General features: G+C 41.0%; 19 protein-coding genes. 5 read left to right on the plus strand and 14 right to left on the minus strand.

All coding sequences use genetic code 11. The features are described 5' to 3' along the window. Positions 1-364: 364 nt before the first annotated feature. The 4 genes from CRJ00_RS18110 to CRJ00_RS18130 all read right to left on the minus strand — a co-directional run bounded on the left by CRJ00_RS18110 (position 365) and on the right by CRJ00_RS18130 (position 5514). Complete coding sequence (locus tag CRJ00_RS18110) at positions 365-1579, minus strand: metallophosphoesterase family protein (RefSeq protein WP_099368132.1); 1215 nt, start codon at positions 1577-1579, stop codon at positions 365-367. 169 nt (positions 1580-1748) lie between these two features. Continuing rightward, the gene (recA, locus tag CRJ00_RS18115; protein ID WP_099368133.1) at positions 1749-2774 is read right to left on the minus strand and encodes a recombinase RecA; all 1026 of its coding nucleotides are present in this window, start codon (positions 2772-2774) and stop codon (positions 1749-1751) included. A gap of 142 nt (positions 2775-2916) precedes the next feature. After that, positions 2917-3579: an endonuclease III gene (nth, locus tag CRJ00_RS18120; RefSeq protein ID WP_099368134.1), complete on the minus strand. Its 663-nt coding sequence runs from the start codon at positions 3577-3579 to the stop codon at positions 2917-2919. 312 nt (positions 3580-3891) lie between these two features. Then, entirely contained in the window at positions 3892-5514 is a 1623-nt protein-coding gene (locus CRJ00_RS18130) for a S8 family peptidase (RefSeq protein WP_099368136.1), read from the minus strand. A gap of 124 nt (positions 5515-5638) precedes the next feature. On the opposite strand from CRJ00_RS18130, the gene CRJ00_RS18135 reads away from it, so the two are divergent. Then, the gene (locus CRJ00_RS18135; RefSeq protein ID WP_099368137.1) at positions 5639-7795 is read left to right on the plus strand and encodes a S9 family peptidase; all 2157 of its coding nucleotides are present in this window, start codon (positions 5639-5641) and stop codon (positions 7793-7795) included. A 264-nt stretch (positions 7796-8059) separates the two neighbouring features. Here CRJ00_RS18135 and CRJ00_RS18920 read toward each other — a convergent pair whose 3' ends face one another. Next, positions 8060-8383: a hypothetical protein gene (locus CRJ00_RS18920; protein ID WP_180268539.1), complete on the minus strand. Its 324-nt coding sequence runs from the start codon at positions 8381-8383 to the stop codon at positions 8060-8062. 470 nt (positions 8384-8853) lie between these two features. Between CRJ00_RS18920 and CRJ00_RS18145 the strand changes: the two genes are divergently transcribed. Genes CRJ00_RS18145 through argC form a run of 3 tightly spaced genes read left to right on the plus strand, consistent with a single transcriptional unit; the run spans position 8854 to position 11883 of the window. Next, entirely contained in the window at positions 8854-9570 is a 717-nt protein-coding gene (locus CRJ00_RS18145) for an N-acetyltransferase (protein ID WP_099368138.1), read from the plus strand. Positions 9571-9611: 41 nt separating this feature from the next. Beyond that, the gene (argG, locus tag CRJ00_RS18150; RefSeq protein ID WP_099368139.1) at positions 9612-10799 is read left to right on the plus strand and encodes an argininosuccinate synthase; all 1188 of its coding nucleotides are present in this window, start codon (positions 9612-9614) and stop codon (positions 10797-10799) included. Positions 10800-10842: 43 nt separating this feature from the next. Next, positions 10843-11883: an N-acetyl-gamma-glutamyl-phosphate reductase gene (gene argC, locus CRJ00_RS18155; RefSeq protein ID WP_099368140.1), complete on the plus strand. Its 1041-nt coding sequence runs from the start codon at positions 10843-10845 to the stop codon at positions 11881-11883. A gap of 444 nt (positions 11884-12327) precedes the next feature. Here argC and CRJ00_RS18160 read toward each other — a convergent pair whose 3' ends face one another. From CRJ00_RS18160 to sucC, 3 genes are all read right to left on the minus strand, one after another. Continuing rightward, entirely contained in the window at positions 12328-13140 is an 813-nt protein-coding gene (locus tag CRJ00_RS18160; protein ID WP_099368141.1) for a hypothetical protein, read from the minus strand. 61 nt (positions 13141-13201) lie between these two features. Beyond that, positions 13202-14515, minus strand: coding sequence for a glutamate-1-semialdehyde 2,1-aminomutase (gene hemL / locus CRJ00_RS18165; protein ID WP_099368142.1), 1314 nt, complete (start codon positions 14513-14515; stop codon positions 13202-13204). Positions 14516-14615: 100 nt separating this feature from the next. Continuing rightward, on the minus strand, positions 14616-15815 hold the full coding sequence (gene sucC / locus CRJ00_RS18170; RefSeq protein WP_099368143.1) for an ADP-forming succinate--CoA ligase subunit beta: 1200 nt from the start codon (positions 15813-15815) through the stop codon (positions 14616-14618). A 114-nt stretch (positions 15816-15929) separates the two neighbouring features. On the opposite strand from sucC, the gene CRJ00_RS18175 reads away from it, so the two are divergent. Beyond that, positions 15930-16346, plus strand: coding sequence for an OsmC family protein (locus CRJ00_RS18175; RefSeq protein ID WP_099368144.1), 417 nt, complete (start codon positions 15930-15932; stop codon positions 16344-16346). 3 nt (positions 16347-16349) lie between these two features. Here CRJ00_RS18175 and CRJ00_RS18180 read toward each other — a convergent pair whose 3' ends face one another. The 6 genes from CRJ00_RS18180 to CRJ00_RS18205 form a co-directional block, all read right to left on the minus strand. Beyond that, positions 16350-17360: a LacI family DNA-binding transcriptional regulator gene (locus tag CRJ00_RS18180; protein ID WP_099368145.1), complete on the minus strand. Its 1011-nt coding sequence runs from the start codon at positions 17358-17360 to the stop codon at positions 16350-16352. A 31-nt stretch (positions 17361-17391) separates the two neighbouring features. Beyond that, entirely contained in the window at positions 17392-18852 is a 1461-nt protein-coding gene (locus CRJ00_RS18185; RefSeq protein WP_099368146.1) for a S41 family peptidase, read from the minus strand. A gap of 87 nt (positions 18853-18939) precedes the next feature. Next, positions 18940-20424 carry a S41 family peptidase gene (locus tag CRJ00_RS18190; RefSeq protein ID WP_099368147.1) on the minus strand — a complete coding sequence of 495 codons (1485 nt, stop codon included), beginning with the start codon at positions 20422-20424 and terminating at the stop codon, positions 18940-18942. Positions 20425-20426: 2 nt separating this feature from the next. Then, positions 20427-20978: an HAD hydrolase-like protein gene (locus CRJ00_RS18195; protein WP_099368148.1), complete on the minus strand. Its 552-nt coding sequence runs from the start codon at positions 20976-20978 to the stop codon at positions 20427-20429. Between the two features lie 21 nt (positions 20979-20999). Continuing rightward, positions 21000-21467, minus strand: a complete 468-nt coding sequence (locus CRJ00_RS18200) for a hypothetical protein (RefSeq protein ID WP_099368149.1) — start codon at positions 21465-21467, stop codon at positions 21000-21002. A gap of 9 nt (positions 21468-21476) precedes the next feature. Beyond that, the gene (locus tag CRJ00_RS18205) at positions 21477-22130 is read right to left on the minus strand and encodes an ABC transporter ATP-binding protein (protein ID WP_099368150.1); all 654 of its coding nucleotides are present in this window, start codon (positions 22128-22130) and stop codon (positions 21477-21479) included. Positions 22131-22182 lie beyond the last annotated feature (52 nt).

The raw sequence follows: 22182 nt of genomic DNA on the forward strand, positions 1-22182 counted from the left end.
ACAGAAATGTCAAAATAATCCTTTGAACAATCAATACCTGTTACCATATTTGTATATCATATTTGTGGATTACAGCAGCTCTTATCATAACTTATCAATCGTAAAAACAGGCTCCTGGCCTAATGAACTGTCCAAGTTTATGATAGGAATAAGAGAGGGGGATTAACATTGCGAAGGGTCTCTCAAGGACCAATGACGATTAAAAATCTTACTCCCTCTCTCGCTGTATCCTAAATGAAATACAAAATTATATTCTGTCTCTTTAATTCCTATAACTTACTTACAAACTTACGATGACGATAAGCCTCGCAATGACGTGAAATTTCCTCGCAATGACGCTAAACCTTGCCCTTGCCAAAAGTTCCTAACCTTTCCCCTTACCAAAAGTTCCTAACACCTCCCCAGTCTCCTTAACCAACGACACCTCCAACATTTTTCCTTCCGCACTCACATCAATAAACGTCCGTTCACCTTCCTTCGGACCCCCACCAATAATCACATAATAACTATGCTCATTATTAGGCTCATGAAAACCATGCCTATGCGTATGTCCTGAAATAACAGCATCCACCTTATTCCTCTGCAATACCTCATGGAAACATTCCTTATTATGCTTTGTCCCATGCCACTCATCCGAATGATGAAATGGAATATGCGTCACCACAATAGTATGCCTAGCTGATTTCCTTTCCTTCGATTTCAATACCCCTTCCAACCAAGCCTTCTGTTCCAATCGATATCCATCGTAATCCACCGCACCTGCATAAACCTCATGGCTATCCGGTTTATCCTCGCCACTATCCAATACCACCCAATACACCGGTCCCATCTTAAATGCATGATAGAACTTACCCTCCGGATATTCAAAATAGGGCTTATAAGACCTCGCAAAAGCTCCTCGGGTCTCATGGTTTCCTCGCACCATCACCATAGGCGTTTGCCCAGCAAATTCAGCACTTACCGGTTTCAATAACTTATCCGTAAGGTCTTTCTGATTATTCACATAATGGAAAGAATCGCCATTCAAAAACACCAAATCCTTTTTAGGAAGTCCGCTTTTTTTATACAATACGCCATAAGAATTTCTATTCTCATGGATATCATTCAAAATCAAGGCGTGGACACTATCCTGATTACTGGAAGCCAGATTAGCAGTAATCTCCTTGGATTTTATAGCCTGACCATACTCAATCTTATACGCCTCAAAACGGGTGATTTCCTTAGCGGCTACCCGATAGGTCAAGCTTGGTCCATTCCGTTTCACCCGAAACTTAAAGAGATCGGTATTCGCATTCCGCATCCCATCTTCAACCTGGTAAATCGTTTCGACTATAGCCTTGTTATTATCCAACACTTCCACCCAGGCAATACAAGGTTTATTAAAAATACAACAGATGCTGACTTCACGGTCAGTCAGGTTCTGTAGGTATGGCGCTGTTGCGAAATCAAAGCTTTGCGCTTGATCTGCACTGTCCAAGAAACTGGAGGAAAGGTTTTCCTGCTTGGCATGCGCAGGGATGCTTGCACTTAAGCCCATCAGGCCTAGTCCTTTTAGGAAATTTCTTCTATTAAAGCTCATTATTTAAGTATGGGTTGATGATCAATTAATACCTTAAAATTAAGCCTTTTAAACATAAGGAAACTGTTTTGGTTGTAACAAGAATGCGATGAATAAAAAATGGGCAATCGTTTGCGGATTGCCCATTTGCCCCATTCGGGTATTTGTTAAACTATTCTTCTTCTATTAACTATTCTTCTTCTTTCACAATGGCTTGGTCAAGATCCTGTCCAGTAACCTCCGCACGGATCTTAGCCTCTAGTTCATCCATCAGATCCGGATTGTCGAATAATAGGGATTTCACGGCGTCACGACCTTGTCCCAATTTGGTGTCCCCATAGCTGAACCATGAGCCTGATTTCTTGATGATGTTATATTCCACACCTAAATCGATGATCTCCCCAACTTTGGAAATACCTTCACCGAACATGATGTCAAATTCTGCCACTCGGAATGGAGGAGCAACTTTATTTTTAACGATCTTTACTTTTACGCGGTTACCTGCTACCTCATCCGAATCTTTGATCTGCGAAGTACGGCGGATATCCAAACGTACAGAAGCATAGAATTTCAATGCATTACCACCAGTTGTCGTTTCTGGGTTTCCGAACATCACCCCAATTTTTTCCCGTAATTGGTTGATGAAAATACAACAACAGTTTGTTTTGGCAATCGTTCCGGTTAATTTACGTAAGGCTTGGGACATCAAACGCGCCTGAAGACCCATTTTAGATTCTCCCATTTCGCCTTCGATCTCTCCCTTAGGTACCAAAGCGGCTACGGAGTCGATCACAATCACATCGATCGCTCCTGAACGGATCAGGTTATCGGCAATTTCCAATGCCTGTTCACCATTATCTGGTTGTGAGATCAACAGGTTCTCGATATCTACCCCCAGTTTTTGGGCATAGTATTTATCAAAGGCATGTTCCGCATCAATGATGGCAGCGATACCCCCTTTTTTCTGAGCCTCAGCAACAATATGTGTAGCTAACGTGGTTTTACCGGAGGATTCAGGACCGTAGATTTCAATGATACGACCTTTTGGAACTCCACCAATACCTAAGGCGATGTCCAATCCCAAAGAACCGGTAGAAATAGCTTCGATCGGTTCTACGGCAGAATCTCCCAATTTCATGATGGTTCCCTTTCCGTAGGATTTCTCTAGTTTATCTAAGGTAAGCTGTAAAGCTTTTAATTTGTCTGAGTTGCTCATATTTTTAGTATATTAAGATCAAAAATAACGTATTGTTTAGATAACTGCAAATTATTTACTAAAAAAATTAGTTTAAATATTGTATTTATTTAAAAATAAGATGTTTAATAGCAGTTAAAGTTAGTTTAAAGATAAATATTGGTTAAGTTTTTTCTACCAGTTTGGCCTTATATTTCTGTTCAAAGTATTTACAGAAGTAGGTAATGGGACAGATTTCGCATTTCGGCTTTCTGGCCACGCAGATATATCGCCCATGCAAGATTAACCAATGATGCGCAATAGCGATGGTATCCTTCGGCAGGTATTTGATGAGTTGTTTCTCGACGGCCAATGGGGTAGTTGCCCGGCTGGTAAGTCCCAAGCGATTGCTGACCCGGAATACATGCGTATCCACCGCCATCGCCGGATTATGGTAAACAACAGAAGATATGACATTAGCCGTTTTACGACCAACTCCCGGTAATTTGACCAGATCCTCGATTTTCTCCGGTACGGTAGAATCGAATTCCGCTACCAGTTTTTGAGCCATACCCAACAGATGCTTTGCTTTATTGTTCGGATAGCTCACGGAACGGATATAGGAAAAAATCTCTTCCACGGAACTGGCGGCTAAAGATTCCGGTTCAGGGAAGCGTTCGAAAAGGGCAGGGGTAACTTGGTTGATGCGTTTATCCGTACATTGTGCAGAGAGAATAACAGCGACCAACAACTCATAAGGGTTGCAGTAGTTCAATTCAGTCTGTGCATCGGGATTATGGGTAGAGAAGTATTCGACGAATGCCTTATATCTATCTTTTTTTAGCATGTACAAATATACTAAAAAGGAACATAGCCACTCCGCTGTCTGAGTGGCTATGTTTTATAAATTACGAAGTGACTTTGAATAGTTGAGTATATTTGCTATTGTTTTATCTTCTGGATTTTTTGATAGTTTCGAAATGCAACCTTTAATCTTATCCTCGAATGATACTTCAACTTCATTATTCTCTACTGTATTCGAGAATTGTTCTTCGTAGTTTAATTCATTTGTTTTAGTAGAATTTTCAACCATAAGCATCTTTGTTTTATATAGTTAACGCAAGATACTTATCAATATTGTGAAAAATTTAACATTTTTTTACTTTTTCTTGGAAAGTAGCTTATCAGCCTCTACAATGGCCTTATAAGCATTCACCACACCACCGCTAACGGAAATTTCATCCAAGTAAACACGTTTGTTTCCAGATTCTCCCTTTACTTTTACCTTTTGGTCGATCTTGGTCACCGAGTTCATGATCACTTGTTTTACTTCTTCTGCTGTAAAGCTTGGGTAATATGCACGGATCAAGGCAGCTAATCCTGATACCACTGGAGCAGCCATACTGGTTCCATCCATATCTTTGTATTTGCTTTCCGGCATGGTCGAATAGATTTTCACCCCTGGAGCAAATACATCTACGCTACGGTATCCGTAGTTGGAGAATTCTGCCAATAGGTCGGCATCTACTTTCCAAGCTGTGGCGCCAACCGTGATCCAGTTTTTAGCTTCACCGATGATCGCATCCACGCTATCCGTAAAATATTTCATGGGGTAATTTTTCTCTACATCGACATTCTTGGAATCATTACCAGCGGCATGAACCAAAAGGACATCCTTCGATTCGGCATATTTAAGGGCTTCATCTAATGTTTTTTTGTTGTAGACATAACCTTTTCCGAAACTCATATTGATCACCTTTGCGCCATTATCTACCGCATAACGGATGGCATTGGCTACGTCCTTATCTCTTTCATCACCATTGGGAACCACACGAACCGACATGATCTGTACCTGATCGGACACGCCATCGATACCCAGGTTGTTTTTGCGTTTGGCGCCGATGATCCCTGCTACGTGGGTACCATGGTCGGCATCAGGACCTTTTACATCTGCATTTCCATAATGACGTTCCGATGCATCATCGTACGTATCGCCAATCAACGGACGCGGGTCGAAACTTTTGTTCAAGTGGTAATCTACCTGATCGCTGAAATAGGTAGCACCTTCTTTGATGTCCTCAAAGAATTTTTCAAAGCTTCCTTTTTCCATTTCCTTTTTAGCGATTCGGATGATATTCTTTTGGTTGTTGTTTGGGTTAGGGAATGCATCCAGATCCGCTGCCGTAATAGCCTTAGGGTCCTTTCCGATACCTTTTACAATGGCTTCCAAGCTTTCTTTGATACGCACATAGTTCTGTTTACCGAAGGCTGCCTCATCCATTTTAGAAGTATAATCGGTCACCATTTTTTGATAAGCGACAAATTCTCTTCTTTCTTTTTCGGAAAGTGGTGTAGAAGGAAGGACAGAAATGTATTTAGGTTCATAGATCCGGATCAAACGGGTCACTTCCAGGTTATCGTGGTCCACGTTTTCACCTTTGGCATTCCCAAGGAAATTCCAACCATATACATCATCGATATAGCCATTGCCATCATCATCCTTACCATTTCCAGGGATTTCCTTTTTATTCTTCCAAAGCACATCTTTTAAATCTTCATGATGGATATCCACGCCACCATCCAATACGGCCACGATTACCGGGCTAGCTTTACGGCCCTTTAATAATTCGTAGGCTTTGTCTGTGCTGATTCCCATCGCTCCATCTTTTTGGTGATCCAAATTGAACCAATTGGCCGGAGCTTTATCTTTTTCTTGGGCAACGCTATAGAAAGGTAGGATACCTAAAGCGAGATAGCACAACAATTTATTTGTTTTTAACATATTTATTAAGATTATAATTTTCCAAAATTAATGTTTTATGGGATATTCATCTGTTAATTAATCTAAAAACTAGATATTATTGCTAAATTTAATCCCAACTAAGACCATTATTAAATTTAAATATATGAAAGAAAAAATTGTTTTTGGTTTAATACTATCGATGATTATTTCATCATGTTCACAAGAGACAAGCGTGAAAAAAGACCCTATAATTTGGCCAGAGGCCACAGCTCCCATTGCGGAATTAAAAGCATTCCAACGTATAATCCATGGCGATACCGTTCAGGATCCTTACTATTGGATGAATGATTATTTTAAGAAGGGCCCAGACTCTTCAAAAGTTGTTTCTTACCTGGAAGCGGAAAATAATTATACCAAGGCGATGATGCAGGACACGGAAGGTTTTCAGGATGTGCTTTTCAAGGAGATGAAGAGCAGGATCAAGGAAACGGATGAAAGTGTTCCCTATCTGAAAAATGGCTATTATTATTACCAACGTACCGAAGAAGGGAAGCAATATTACAAGGTATGTCGGAAGAAAGGTAATCTTCAAGCTCCTGAGGAGGTGCTTTTGGATGTGGATAAAATGGCCGAAGGATTTCCTTATTACTCCTTGGGTGGTGTTTCGGTAAGTCCGGATAATAAAATGGTTGCTTATGGGGTGGATACGGTATCCCGTCGGGAATATGTGATCTACATCAAAAACCTGGAAACAGGGGAGATATTAAAGGACAGGATCGCGCGGACTTCTGGTTCTGCGATCTGGGCGAATGATAACAAGACCCTTTTCTACACGGCTAAAAATCCGGTGACTTTATTGAGTGAAAAGATTAAGCGTCATACCTTGGGAACCGATTCCAAGACCGATGCGACCGTTTATGATGAAAAGGATAACACCAATTATATTGGGGTATGGAAATCCAAGAATGATCAGTATATTTTCATCCAATCGGGAGGTACATTGAGTTCGGAAACCTTATACCTGCGTTCGGATGATCCGAACGGAACCTTTAAGGTGTTCCAGCCGAGGATGAAGAATGTGCTGTACTCTGTAACGCCATTAGCGGATCGTTTCCTGATTCAAACGAATGATGGTGCCCAGAACTTCAAGGTGATGGAAACGCCTTTGGATAAGACCGGAAAGGAAAACTGGAAGGAATACATCCCGCATAGAAAGGATGTGCTGATCGAGGGCTTGGATGAATTTGAGAATTTCTTGGTGGTTTCTGAACGCAAGAATGGGTTGACCAACCTGGCGATCCGTAATCTAAAAGATAACAGCCAACATTACATGGATTTTGGCGAAGCAGCCTATACGGTATATTCCAGTGCCAATCCGGAATACCATACGGATGTGGTTCGATATGGCTATACCTCGATGGTTACCCCATCTTCCACCTATGATTACAACATGAAGACCAAGGATAAGACCTTGTTGAAGCAACAGGAGGTTTTGGGAGGATATGATGCCAACCAATATACCACCGAAAGGATAATGGCTAAGGTAAGGGATGGTGTGGAAGTTCCGATTTCGATCGTTTATAAGAAGGGAACGAAGAAGGATGGGAAGGCGCCTTTATTGTTGTATGCGTATGGATCATACGGAAGTTCAATGGATCCGACCTTCAGTTCGACCCGTTTGAGTTTATTGGATCGGGGTTTTATTTTTGCCATCGCGCATATCCGTGGGGGAGAGGAAATGGGAAGACAATGGTATGAGGACGGTAAGATGATGAAAAAGAAGAATACCTTTACGGATTTCATCGATTGTGGCCAGTTCTTGGTGGATCAGAAATATACGTCGAAAGACCATTTGTATGCGCAGGGCGGTAGTGCCGGTGGATTATTGATGGGTGCAATTATCAATATGGCACCGGAACTTTGGAACGGTATTATTGCGCAGGTTCCTTTTGTGGATGTGGTGAACACCATGTTGGATGAAACGATTCCATTGACGACCAATGAGTATGATGAATGGGGGAACCCGAACCAGAAAGAAGCATATGATTATATGAAATCGTATTCGCCTTATGAGAATATCGAAGCGAAGGAATATCCGAATCTGTTGGTGACAACGGGCTTGCATGATTCGCAGGTGCAGTATTTTGAACCGGCGAAATGGGTGGCGAAATTAAGGGCTACCAAAAAAGGAAGTAATGTGATTTTGTTGAAAACGGATATGGATTATGGGCATGGCGGCGCTTCTGGAAGGTTTGATTACTTGAAGGATGTAGCGCTGAATTATGCTTTCTTGTTTAAGCTGGAAGGGATAAGGGAGTAGGGAATTCGAAGTGGGGATTTCGGAGTTGGGAATTCGAAATCTTCGCGTGAGTGATACCTTCGCGTCATTGCGAGGAGGTACGACGAAGCAATCTTTGGATATGCTGGCGCCCCATGTCATCCTGAGCGCAGTCGAAGGATCTGTACGTATGGTTATGTACGAACAGATGGTTCGACTTCGCTCACCATGACATGGCTAAAGATTGCTTCGTTCCTCGCAATGACGCGAAGTTTACAATGGCGAAGCCTCGCAATGACGTAAACCTTATTTCTTATTTTTCAAGCTGTCCGCTTGCAATTGAACCTCCTGCTCTCTCGCCTCATTTTCCTGCTCCCTCGCATCAACCTGATGCTGCTTATAATTTTCCATCGCAACCTTACTTGCTGTCTGCGACACCAATACCCCAGCAATCGCAATCACCGTAACCGCCAATATCCCCCACATGTGCTTTTTCTTGTCCTGCTTAACCAGCCAGTACATAAAATACACATAAGGAATCACGAAAAGGATATAGAAAATAATACTTGGACCAACCATGATATTTAAATATTTCTGCAAAACTAAGGAAATATTTACGGTTTGGAGCATATCCCTACCAATCTCCCACCATTCTCCCGCCAATCTCCCAAAATCTTACAAAACAATGAAAGATTTTAAACGTTTCAATAATGTAGTGGTCTAATTGAAAGGATTGCAAATAAGTAGAATAGATGTAATTTTTTATGTAAAAAAACTACATTGATATTGCATAAAAGAAAAAAATAATTGTTTACTTTTGCGCAGTCTGATCACAGGATATAAAACGATGATTTGTAACAGAACATTTTTGGGATTATTTGGCCAAGCTTTCTACAAGCTTGTTCAGGTTTCCTATGTGCATGTTCGATCATTTAATTGTCCAATACTTCGATTCCGACGACCTATTCTGCCTCGAGCTTGATTTACGAGGCAGGCAAATTTCCCATATTGATTTTCCATCAAGCTCGATGGAAGATGGTTAGAGTAAGATTAGATAATCCAAATACTTCGGTATTTACATTTTAGGTCGATAAATTTAAATGACACTTTCAGATTTTTTGATTATTCCCGCTACAGCAGATCATATTGGTTATGCTGAGGTTATCTGTGACGAAATGTTTGAGTCTGCAAAGGCTCGTGGTACAGGTATTGCACGTCGTAAACCCGAATACGTGGCCAGAAAGATGGAGGAAGGGAAGGCAGTGATCGCTTTGCACAAGGACGGTACCTGGGCAGGTTTCTGTTATATCGAGACCTGGAGCCATGGGGACTATGTGGCCAACTCTGGCCTGATCGTCAATCCTATTTTCCGTAAGGTGGGTCTTGCAAAAGCCATCAAAAAAAGGGTCTTTGAATTATCGCATGAAAAATATCCGAAGGCAAAGATCTTTGGTCTGACTACCGGACTGGCAGTCATGAAAATCAACTCGGACCTGGGTTACGAACCGGTGACTTATTCGGAATTGACCCAAGATGAAGAATTCTGGAAAGGATGTCAATCTTGTGTGAATTACGATATTCTGATGGCGAAAGACCGTAAGAACTGCATGTGTACCGCCATGCTTTGGGATCCAGTGGAAAAAGAAAAAGAGCTTAAGGAAAAGATCCAGCGTAAAGCGGAAGCTAAAGAACGTTTGGACCGTATCTCCAAGAAACAGTCTTTATTGAAACGTATTGAAGCGAAGCTATGGAAGTCAACCAAAAAAATGGTAGCAACTGTGTTTCCGGTAGGCGTTAAACCTGTAAAAGGTTTTTAAATTGTTATTTTTGTTATTATCAGCATATTAATCGTTATAAAATGAAAAAAGTAGTTTTAGCATTTAGTGGTGGGTTGGATACTTCCTTCTGTTGTATCTATCTTTCTCGTGACCTAGGTTTGGAAGTTCATTCTGTCATCGTTAATACCGGTGGTTTTTCGGATGAGGAATTAAAGACAATTGAAAATAGGGCGTACGAGTTAGGCGTGAAATCCCATACGACCATTGATGAAACTGAAGACTATTACCGTGGAACGATTAAGTATCTAATTTTTGGTAATGTACTGAAGAATGCGACCTATCCACTTTCGGTGTCTGCGGAGCGTGTTAGCCAGGCAACAGCAATTGCCAATTACGCGAAGAAGATCGGTGCTGAATGTGTTGCTCACGGTTCAACCGGAGCAGGAAATGATCAGGTACGTTTTGATATGATCTTCCAGACCTTGATTCCCGGAGTGGAGATTATCACGCCAATCCGTGATCTTCAGTTATCTCGCGAGGATGAAATTGAATATTTGAATAAGCATGGTGTGGAATATTCGGCAGAAAAAGCAAAATATTCTATTAATAAAGGCTTGTGGGGTACATCTGTAGGAGGTGCGGAGACGTTGACTTCCAACCAATACCTACCAGAAGCGGCATGGCCAACCCCTGTTACTTCAACCGAGCCAATGCAGGTTAGCATCGACTTTGAAAAAGGTGAGCCTGTTGGTTTGAATGGCAATAAAATTGGCGCTGTAAAAGTAATACAAGAAATACAGGCTTTGGCTCAACCTTATGGAATCGGCCGCGATATCCACGTTGGAGATACCATTATCGGTATCAAAGGCCGTGTAGGATTTGAGGCTGCTGGTCCATTGATCTTGATCAAAGCGCATCATACTTTAGAAAAACATACTTTGACCAAATGGCAATTGTCTTGGAAAGACCAATTGGCTGGTTTTTATGGGAATTATATGCATGAAGGCCAAATGCATGATCCTGTAATGCGTGATATGGAGGCTTTCTTGCAAAGTTCTCAAGAAACGGTAACAGGTCGTGTTTTTGTAGAATTACACCCTTACCGCTTTGTTATTTTGGGTGTCGAATCGGAGCATGACTTGATGTCCAATAAATTTGGAAGCTATGGGGAAATGAATAAAGGATATACTGGGGATGATGTGAAAGGGTTTTCCAAGATTTTTGGTAACCAAACCATCATCTGGCATAAAGTAAACAGCAAAGGATAACATAAGTAAACAACAAGGAATTTTAAGGAAACAGCGAGGAAAAATGGAAAAGATCAGGGTAGGAATTATTGGTTCGGCAGGATACACGGGAGGTGAGCTCCTGCGTATTTTGATATTCCATCCACAGGTGGATATTGTATTTGCCAATTCGGCTTCGAATGCCGGTAATAAATTGGCCGATGTTCATAACGATCTTTTTGGCGATACGGAATTGACCTTCTCGTCCGATTTTCACAGTGATGTGGATGTCCTGTTCCTTTGTGTGGGCCATGGAGATGCCAAGAAGTTCTTGGATGCGAATCCTGTGGATCCAAGGGTAAAGATCATTGATCTTTCTCAGGATTACCGCTTACGGGCAAATACGGCTTATCAAGGCGCACAGTTTGTGTATGGTTTGCCGGAATTGAATAAGGAAGCGATAAAATCGGCTCAATACATTGCTAATCCGGGTTGCTTTGCTACCAATATCCAATTGGCATTATTGCCATTGGCTTCAAAAGGATTATTGAAAGGTGAGATCCATGTGAATGCCACAACGGGTTCTACTGGGGCTGGGCAGAAGCCATCAGCAACTACCCATTTCTCCTGGAGGAACAATAACCTTTCAGCCTATAAATCTTTCGAACACCAACATCTGCAGGAGATCTCGGAATCACTTGATCAATTGCAGCCTGGCTTTTTACCGGAAGGTGATGGACCATTGGCAGCTGCTGAAGGTTCTTTGTTAGAACGTGCAGCAAGTAGGATTAATTTTATTCCGCAACGCGGAGATTTTGCAAGAGGAATTTTCTCTGCTATTTATGTAGATGTTGATCTTTCGGAGGAAGAAGCCTATGAGTTGTATGAGGATTTTTATGCAGCGCATCCATTTACACATGTTTCAAAAGCTAACATTGACCTGAAACAGGTCGTGAATACCAATAAAAGTATCATGCATCTGGAGAAGCATGGCAATAAATTATTGATCTTAAACGCAACGGATAACTTGCTGAAAGGCGCATCCGGCCAAGCTGTTCAGAACATGAACTTGATGTTTGGTTTGGATGAAAGAGCTGGCTTGAATTTGAAGTCGGTGGGATTCTAGGGAGGTAGATTATAGATGTTAGACGTTAGATGATAGACTTCATCCGTCATTGCGAGGAACGAAGCAATCTTCCCGCATGTCATGCTGAGCGTAGTCGAAGCATCTGTTCGTTAGTAACTGTATAGATTCTTCGACTGCGCTCAGGATGACAAAGATTACGCTCAGGATGACAAAGACTGCGCTCAGGGTGACAAAGTCCAAAGATTGCTTCCTCGTACCTCCTCGCAATGACGGCAAAGCTCCTCGCAATGACGGGGTTGAACAAAAGAAATAAAAATCCGAAAACAGTAAACAAACAAAACAATAAAAAAGCCTGGAAGATCAATTCTCCCAGGCTTTCTATTTAAACTAAAACACGTTCATTAATCAATGAACAATTTTAGCACACTTGTCAAAAGTCTATTATCTAATATCTATTATCTAATGTCTAATAGATATTACTATCTATTTCTCCAACAAATTAACTTTTCTTTCAACAGAAACGTTATCACCTGTTACTGCATTTCCATCTTTATCTACCAAGGTAAGAACTACAGTTGCTTCGCCTTTAGGTAAGTTCAATACTTCATAAGGAACCCATTGATCCAACATGAACTCTTGACCATTGATAGTCGCTTTTACCTTGTTTGCATCCGCTCCTAATGTAGTATTAGATACAAAGAAGTCCAACAGCAATACATTAGTCTCATCGCCTTTATAATCGCCTTTCGGACGGCTATAGAATACCGATGGTTCAGTTGGTTGAGGAAGTTCGGTGATCTTTCCATCAGCTTCTACTTTGAACTTGATCAATTTCGAAGCATCTGCAGTCTTGATCGACTCATGGAATGAACGTGACAAGAACGACAATAAATAATGCTCAGAGTTTACAGGAACTGTAAACGTATGTTCTGGTTTATACAAAGCAACATAAGGCTTATTATCTAAGATAAAATGGATATGTTGACCATCATGGGAATTCGCCATATGATGGGTATGCTCAGTCTGTTCAGTCAAGTTAAAGTTTGACACACCGTATTTTACAGTGATCTTCGCTGAATCGGCACCTAATTTCTCTGATGTTAATTCGGTAACTTTCAATGTCGCACCTGGAAAATCCTTAGCATGAGGAAGTGGATTTACGGCAATTGCACCAACAGAATCTGCTAATGCAGTGGTGTCTCTAACTTCGCCATCCTTGTTTTTGGTTGGAGTGTTACATGAAGCCAATAATACTGTTGCTGTAACTACTGCCAATGCTGATTTTAATGTTTTCATTTTTTTATATTTAGTCGAATTGATAATATGATAACAATTTGAATCCAAGATAGTTTGTTTTTTATTGAAATACGACGTCTAAAGCCGCTTTTATAGCAACTAATGTCTGATTTAAGTCATCTTCTGTGTGTGCTGCCGAAATAAAGCCCACTTCATATCCAGAAGGGCCAAAATAAATACCACGGTTCAAAAGCTCTCGGTGCATTACCTTATATTTATCCATGGAAGCAGGATCAATTTCATCCGCACGTTGGATTTTATCGTTTTCAGAAAATGCAAACCAGAAAATAGATCCGATCGTAATGATGTTGACCACATATTTTTTTTCTTGGATATAAGCACGGATTTCCTCCACAAACTTTTGAGTGGTCGCTTCCAGCTTTTCATAGAATCCAGGAGCTGCCAGAATGGATAATGCGGCAATTCCAGCCGCCATAGCTACCGGATTTCCAGAAAGCGTACCTGCCTGATAAACGGCTCCATCAGGAGAGATGCATCCCATGATTTCTTTTGATGCGCCATAGGCACCTACAGGCATCCCGCCACCGATAATCTTACCATAAGTTAGGATGTCAGGTTGGATGTCGTAATATTTCGAAGCCCCTTCGAATCCCAAACGGAATCCGGTTATCACTTCATCAAAGATCAATAATGATCCATTTTCTTTGGTAATATCACGTAGGAAGTGGATATAATCCTTATCCTGGATCAATAAGCCATTGTTCGCGGGTACTCCTTCGATGATCACTGCAGCGATCTGATCTTTGAAATCCGCAAAAACCTTTTCCAAAGCCTCTTTATCGTTCAATGCAATAACGATCGTCTCATCCGCAAACGCTTTCGGAACACCTGCAGAAGAGGTTTCTCCAAAGGTTACCAGACCGGATCCCGCCTTCACCAATAAGGAATCGGAATGGCCATGATAGCAACCTTCAAACTTCACGATCTTATCTCTTTTGGTATAGCCTCTTGCCAAACGAATAGCCGACATCACCGCTTCCGTTCCAGAACTTACAAAACGTATTTTTTCAATCTTTTTGTTGTTGTTGAGGATAAGTTCGGCCAAGTGGTTTTCCAATTCCGTTGGAGCACCAAAACTCAAGCCTTTGCCCAATTGTTCCTGTACCGCTTCTCGAATCTTGGCGTTGTTATGTCCTAAGATCAATGGCCCCCAAGAACAACAGTAATCGATAAATTCATTGCCATCGGCATCCCATAAATGTGCCTGGTCTCCACGCTCAATGAATAGGGGAGTTCCATAAACAGATTTAAAGGCGCGAACAGGAGAGTTTACCCCTCCCGGGAAATATGCTTTTGCCTTCTCAAATAATTCCGCTGATTTCTTACGTGAAATATCCGAAGTAGTTGTTGTCATTTCTTAATGTTTTTTATTTTAACAAAGGTACTATTTACGAATTAGTATTAAAAGAAATGGCCTCCCAAAGGAAGGCCATTCATTATCTTTTAGAAGGAGATTATTTACCTTCTTCCAATACTTTAGTTACTAATTCAGCAGCTTCTTTCAATAAGATCGCTGAGTATACCTGAAGACCAGATTTGTCGATCAATTCTTTCGCTTCTTTAGCGTTTGTACCTTGAAGACGTACGATAATAGGAACTGGGATATTTCCGATTTCATTGTAAGCGTCGATAACACCTTGCGCTACACGGTCACAACGAACGATACCTCCGAAGATGTTGATCAAGATTGCTTTTACGTTAGGGTCTTTTAAGATGATGTTGAAACCAGCTTTCACTGTTTCTGCATTTGCAGTACCACCAACGTCCAAGAAGTTTGCAGGCTCACCACCAGCAATCTTAATGATATCCATGGTAGCCATCGCTAAACCAGCACCATTTACCATACAACCTACATTACCATCTAATTTAACGTAGTTAAGGTTTGATTCACCCGCTTCAACTTCAGTTGGATCTTCTTCCGTAACATCACGCATAGCAGCGATGTCAGCATGACGGTATAATGCGTTCTCATCTAAGTTCACCTTAGCATCAACTGCCATGATCTTATCATCAGATGTTTTTAATACCGGGTTGATCTCGAACATAGAAGCATCAATAGAATCGTATGCTTTGTATAATGCAGCTACGAACTTCACCATATCTTTATGTGCAGCACCAGTTAATCCTAGGTTGAAAGCAATTTTACGTGCTTGGAAACCTTGAAGACCAACTTTAGGATCGATTTCTTCTTTGAAAATTAAGTGAGGAGTTTTCTCAGCTACTTCCTCGATGTCCATACCACCTTCAGTAGAGTACATAATGATGTTACGACCAGTTGCACGGTCTAACAATACAGACATGTAGAATTCTTTTGTTTCGCTTTCGCCAGGGTAGTAAACATCCTGTGCAATCAAAACCTTGTTAACTTTTTTACCTTCTGGACCAGTCTGTGGAGTAACCAATTGCATACCGATGATGTCTGTTGCGCGTTGCAATACTTCATCATGGTTTTTTGCTAATTTCACACCACCACCTTTACCACGGCCACCCGCATGGATCTGTGCTTTTACCACAACCCAATCCGAGTTGAATTCTTCTTTCATTCTCTTAGCAGCTTCAACAGCCTGCTCTGGGGTTTCAGCAACAATACCTTCTTGTACTCTTACTCCGAAACTCTTAAGTATTTCTTTTCCTTGATATTCGTGAATGTTCATTGATAAAAAAATTTGCTGTAAAAATAGGTTATTTATTCGGAAGGGGCAAGATATTATTTCGATAATTGCCTTGTTTTTTTGCTAAATTTGTATAAGCATAGAGATTAAAAAACAATGAAAGTACATTTATCAAGACAGAACGATGCGGTTCATTTCGAAGCATCCAGCGAGTTGTCATCCGTGAAAGTAAATATTGATGGGCCAGATTCCATCGGCGGCGAAGGAAAAGGTGTCAGACCTATGGAATTGGTGCTGATGGCTTTGGGTTCTTGTAGTGTATTCGATTTGACTACCATCCTCCAAAAACAACGTCAGGATCTGCAGGATATTCAAGTGGAAGTAACAGGAGACCGTCGGGAAGAAATACCTAATATCTTCACGAAAATTCATATTGCATTCCGTTTAAAAGGCGATATTGATGAAGCAAAAGCGCAAAAAGCAGCTGAACTTGCCGTGAAAAAATATTGCTCTGTACATGATATGTTAGCTCAGGGTGGTGTGGATATCACCTACAGCATTCAGATCAACTAAGCCTTATTTCATTACTAATTTCGATGGGAAAACGACATGTTGTGGTTCTGCAACATGTTCTTTCTTATCGATGCAATCGAATAAGATTTCCGCAGCCTTCTGGGCCTGCTTATCCGGGTATTGTTCAATGCTTCCCATTGGTGGATTGTCCATGTATTTCCATAATGGATAATTGGCGTAGGAGATGAAGAACATATCCTGATTCAAAACAATGCCCTTCTGCTTCGCATACCGGATCAGATCTAAGGTTACAAAATCATTGAAGGAGACTACGGCAGATGGTCGGTCGGCTAAGGAGCATAGTTTTTCCATCGCTTCTTCATTACCCTTTTCGGTTAGATCGGTATGGACGACATAGCTTTCATCCGAAGTGATTCCTTGTTTTTTAAGGGCTTTCAAAAAAGCTTCTGAACGTTCTTTGGAGGCGAGTAGGGATTCTGGCCCATTGATCAAGGCAATCTTACGATGTCCTCTTTCTACGAAGGCATCGATGGCCTCGATCATGCCGGAAGAAAGGTCGCTATATACTTTATGAACGTTATCCAGATCGGGAACACAATCAAAAAATACTACTGGGATTTCGGTTTTGGAGAGGATATCCACAAAGTCGGTATCTCCCGTGTTTTTCCCTAGGGAAATCAAAATACCATCCACACGATGCTTTTTGAAGGTCTGGATGATATGGCTTTCGCGGTTTTCATCATCCAGGGATTGCCCTAATAGTACAGTGTACTTCTTTTCATCCGCCACATCTTCGATGGCACTGATCGCCTCCGAAAAGAAAGGTTCCGATAATTTCGGGAGAATAACACCGATGGTAAAGGTCTTACGCTGTTTGAAAAAGATAGCGGTCTGGTTAGGCTCGTAAGCCATTTCCTCGGCCATTTTCTTTACACGCATGGTCGTGACCAAGCCTATACTCGGATGGTCGTTCAATGCGCGCGAAACCGTTGAAGGTGAAATCTTCAACTTTCGCGCAATTTCCTTAATCGTTGTTGGTTTGTTCCCTGCCATGCAGTAAAGTTAAGAATTAAATAACTAATTCTTAATCCTTAATCATATTCCTCTCGCGTAATTTATTAACCGGAACTGCAGAAGATGTTCTGGTTGTACCTGTTCGGCTACTTGCTTTGGCACTGCTTCCTGATAAGGTATAAGAACCTGAACGGATATGCTGTATAGCCGTAGCTAACATATCCTCACGAAGATCTCCAAAATCAAAGCGAACATTGTCAAATACACCTGGTTTATCGGCTGGAATGCCATCCCAATAATCGGTATAGCCTGCGCTGTTTACAATCTTGAAGGATGCTGCCCATAGTCCAACTTTGTTTAGGATATCCTGACGGAAAAACCCAACGGGTTTGCCATAAGTACTTCCATGTTCTCCAATAAGGCGCACATTAGCATAGGGTTTCAGCGCGGAAATTACAATTTCTGAAGCTGATGCGGTATAATCCGATACCAAGAAATATACATCGGTAATATTTGTCGCCGAATTATTGAACATTACATCATCAAATTCACGACTTCCTTTGGCCTTCTCTTCTTTCAGGTTTTTGTTGATATCGTAGCTGAACATCAATTTACCTGCGCCATTGCTGTTGACGATTTTGTTCGCCAAGTATATAGCAGTACTGACATAACCACCGGTATTATATCGAAGATCGATAATAATCTTGTTGATGGCCTGTTGGTTAAATTTATTGAAAGCTGCATTCATGGCATTATACATGGCCGTGTATTGACCAGCATCATTGGTCATTTCTTCAAAGGATGATAACGCGAAATAACCAACCTTATCAGCATTTACGGTATAAACACTGTCTTTTACCACCGGGAAAATATCGTAGGAACCATAAGTAAGTGTTTTAGTGAAAGGAACTCCGGCTCTTTCCAGATCCAATACCAATTGGGTTTTGTTCAGTTCCGCTTCAATTAATCTGAAGTTTTTACCCAATGCCTCCACACCATTTATTCTGATGATTTTATCTCCACGCTTGATACCCGCTTTGTCGGCTGGTGAATTACCTTCTGAAAGGCCTACATAGGCTGCTGAATTGGCATCTCCACCTTCAAAAACGACAAAGAGCCCGAAACCATCATATGTATCTGCCCGGGCACTTCTGCTAGAAGTCGAACTGATATCTTCGATCCAAGAGAACCTATCCAAAGGACCGGTATAATTTTCAACGATGTTCTGTCCAGGACCATGAAATACATAATCATTTTTAACAGGTGTTAATCCCATTAAATGATTTAACAAGCTTTCGCCGCTAGTATATTTATCGCTGATGTCCGAAATCGGGTTATACACAGGAATGCTGGATTCCCAGTAAGAAAGGTATTTGTAATAGAAATAGATACTATCCCGCACTTTCTCATCCGTAGTTCTGTTGTTGCTTACAGGAGGTTTTTCAGGAGATGGGATTTTATCCGTATCCTTTTTACAGGATGATAGTCCGATAAGGACTAAAAAAAGTAGGGTGAAATATTTATTCAGCATGTGCCAATTCTATGTTAATATGTATGTATTGTTGCTTGCGCAATTATAATTCCAAATTATAGACTTAGCACATGCTGATTAGATTAATTACTTAAGGATGTTTTTTAAATTTTGCTCATTTGAAAACTTAAACATACCGGTAATGTGAGGTGTCTGAGGTTGTATGCTCGTTGCTTCCATCTCAGGTTTTCCCGATTTTGTCGTTCTGCGCATACTCGCTGAAGCACTACGATATGTTCCGTTCGTGATATGATATAGCGCATCAGAAAACATACGCTCGTTTGGATCTCCTAATTGAAGTGCAAAGCTTTCGTACGAATCCGTTTTTTCACCTTTTAATCCATTGAAATAATCACCAAATTCATCTTTGTTTACCATTTGGAAGGAGGTGATGTAATAAGAACCATAACCATGGACTGCTTTGGATTCAAAGAAACCTACAGGTTTTCCATAAGTTCCAATGGACCCATCATTGCCTCTCACTGTGATCAATTGTACATCCATATACGGTTTCAAGCTGTTGATCACCAATTCGCTAGCCGATGCAGTCTGTTTTGTTCCAAGGAAATATACGCGTTTTAGGTTCAGGGTATTTTTCTTGTCGAAATAAACAGGACCAAAAGCTTTACCGGGTTGCAATAATCCAGCATCTTCCAAAACATAGTTCACTTTATATTTATACATCAATGCTTTTGCATGGGTGGTTGGCACCAATTGATTGGCTAAATATTCCGCAGACCAAGTTGATCCACCACCATTATAACGCAGATCAATCACTAGCTCATCCACGCCTTCAAAAGCTTTGAACACATTTTCCATCGCTGTATGATAGCTGTTTGGCTGCCCCTGGTTGTTGTATAGATTGACAAATGAAGTATATGCCATGTACCCTACTTTCTTACCATTATGATCGATTACTTTATTGACCATGATCGGATCAATCTGGTAGGCATCGCCTGTAACTGTAATCGTGCTTTCCTTACCATCAACAGGGCTTATAACCACTAATTTTAAGGTCTCGCCAGAGAAGAATTTCATGGCGTTCTTAAATTCATTAGCACTCTCCGAATTATAATCTACCTTAGTATCTCCGTTGATGCTGACTACTCGCATTCCACGAATCAAACCCGCTTTAGCTGCTGGTGAGTTCTTTTGAACATAACGGATATAAAGATTCGCGTTGGTTGATCCTGCTGATTCCAACAGGAATATCGGTGTAGCACCGGTCTCTTTATACACACCTTGTTGAATTTCTTCACTCACAGTTCCGGCACGGTCTACAAAACTGAAACGATCCAGTGTAGCGGATTTTCTCAACTCATCCAACACCTCTTCTGCTGTCTTAAATTTTCCAGTGAAGGATTTTAAGTCTGGCTCATTACCGATCAGTTTTGGTTGCGGTAATTTATCCGTCCATAAGGATAGGGCTAAAGAATAATAATATGCCGAATCTCTGAACAAAATTTCTTTTTCAGCATCTTTATCAGTCTCCGTATTTACAGGATCTTTTTTACAGCTGGCGGCTACCACTAGGGCTAAAAGCGCCCCCACAAGGATTTTCTTTTTAAACATAATTAGGTTAGTTTTTCTTCTATGAAAATAATCTCTTCGGGTAAACACCCATTTTCAGAAGCAATATAAGGAATTGGATCTATATTGCGGAATACCAATTCATCGATGAAATAGACTTTCACCCCTTTTTCTAACCCTTGCCAGTCGATTTGCTTGAGCTTATTCAACTGTAAGGCAGGATTACCCTTAGTCAAAACGGCAATCGTTTTCCCTTGTTCCAATAAGGCTGCAAAAAGCAACTTAATTTCATTAAATAACAATAGTTTTAGCGGTAAATGCCCATTAACCTGCAATCGCTCATAATTTTCGCTATAATCCTGTTCAAACTTGAATTCTTTTTTAGCCGCCTCAAATACAGCAGCCTCACCTTCGGAAAACAACTTTTCCTTCATAAAAGCAGTTAGGGATTTGCTAATTTCCCGAGCCTCCGAAAATTCAACAAATTGTCCAAAGAGGTAATATATCTGTAACAAATAATCGTGCTTAGGATAAAGCACATCATCCAATTCAAAGAGATATACTTTCTTATGCATTGGGATATCTTTCCAATTCATCTTTATATGATTACTAAAGCTTTATATAGTTACTAAGGCCAATTCTTCTTGATCATCCGAGACCATCAATAATCCGGTTGCCGGTAAATGCAGTTTCTGTTCTACATCCAGGCCTTTGCCTTGTAAATAAATATGGATCTCCGCTTGGGAGGGAGGATTTTCAATCGTAAAATACACAGGTAGATCCGATAGATTAGGCACTAAAGGAATAATATCGTATTCTTCGAACAATAACTTAGATTCTGCTAAACTATTGATCTCCGATTCGCCCAAAGGCAGGATATAATCGATCTGTTTGTCCAAGCTTAATTTCAACAATTCATGGGCATAGGTCGGATTTACTCCCGTTGGTATTTTTAGGTAATTTGCCTGTAGGAAACTAGGTACTTCTTCAGAGCTGGCAAAAACGACTTCAAATTTAGCTGAAAATTGTTTGGCCAAACGTTGCGCCAGGGGACGGGTCCCATAGGTAATCAATATTTTTTGCATAGTGTAATTCTAATAAATCAAACCATCACGCATATGAATGGTGCGATCAGAAATCCTCGCCAATTCTTCATTATGCGTTACGATGATAAAAGTCTGTTGCATCTTATCCCGAAGGTCAAAGAATAATTGGTGCAAAGCGGTGGCATTTTCAGAATCCAGGTTACCCGAAGGTTCATCTGCTAGGACCAATGTAGGATCATTGATCAAGGCTCTGGCCACGGAAACCCGTTGTTGCTCACCTCCCGACATGGCCGAAGGTTTGTGATTGGCCCGATGTTTTACACCCAGGATCTCCAAGAGCTCCAAGCCTTTCTGTTCTACGGTCTTGCGGTCCTTGCCGGCAATATAACCCGGAATACAGACATTCTCCAAAGCGGTAAATTCCGGAAGAAGATGATGGAATTGAAATACAAAGCCGATATGTTTGTTTCGGAAATCACTTAACTGCTTTTCTGAAAGCGAGAAAACATCCTGGCCTTCCAACATGATCGTTCCACGGTCAGGCTTATCCAAGGTGCCAATAATGTGCAATAAGGTACTCTTTCCGGCTCCGGAGGCTCCTACGATGGAAACGATTTCTCCTTTCTTTACCGATACACTTACCCCTTTCAGGATTTCCAAATCTCCGTAGGATTTGAATATGTTGTTGGCTTGTAAGATCATAATGCGAAAATAAGAAAAAAAGCCACCCCGAAGGGTAGCTTTTTTATAAGTC

Source organism: Sphingobacterium sp. 1.A.4 (genome assembly GCF_002734245.1).
Taxonomy (GTDB): domain Bacteria; phylum Bacteroidota; class Bacteroidia; order Sphingobacteriales; family Sphingobacteriaceae; genus Sphingobacterium; species Sphingobacterium tenebrionis.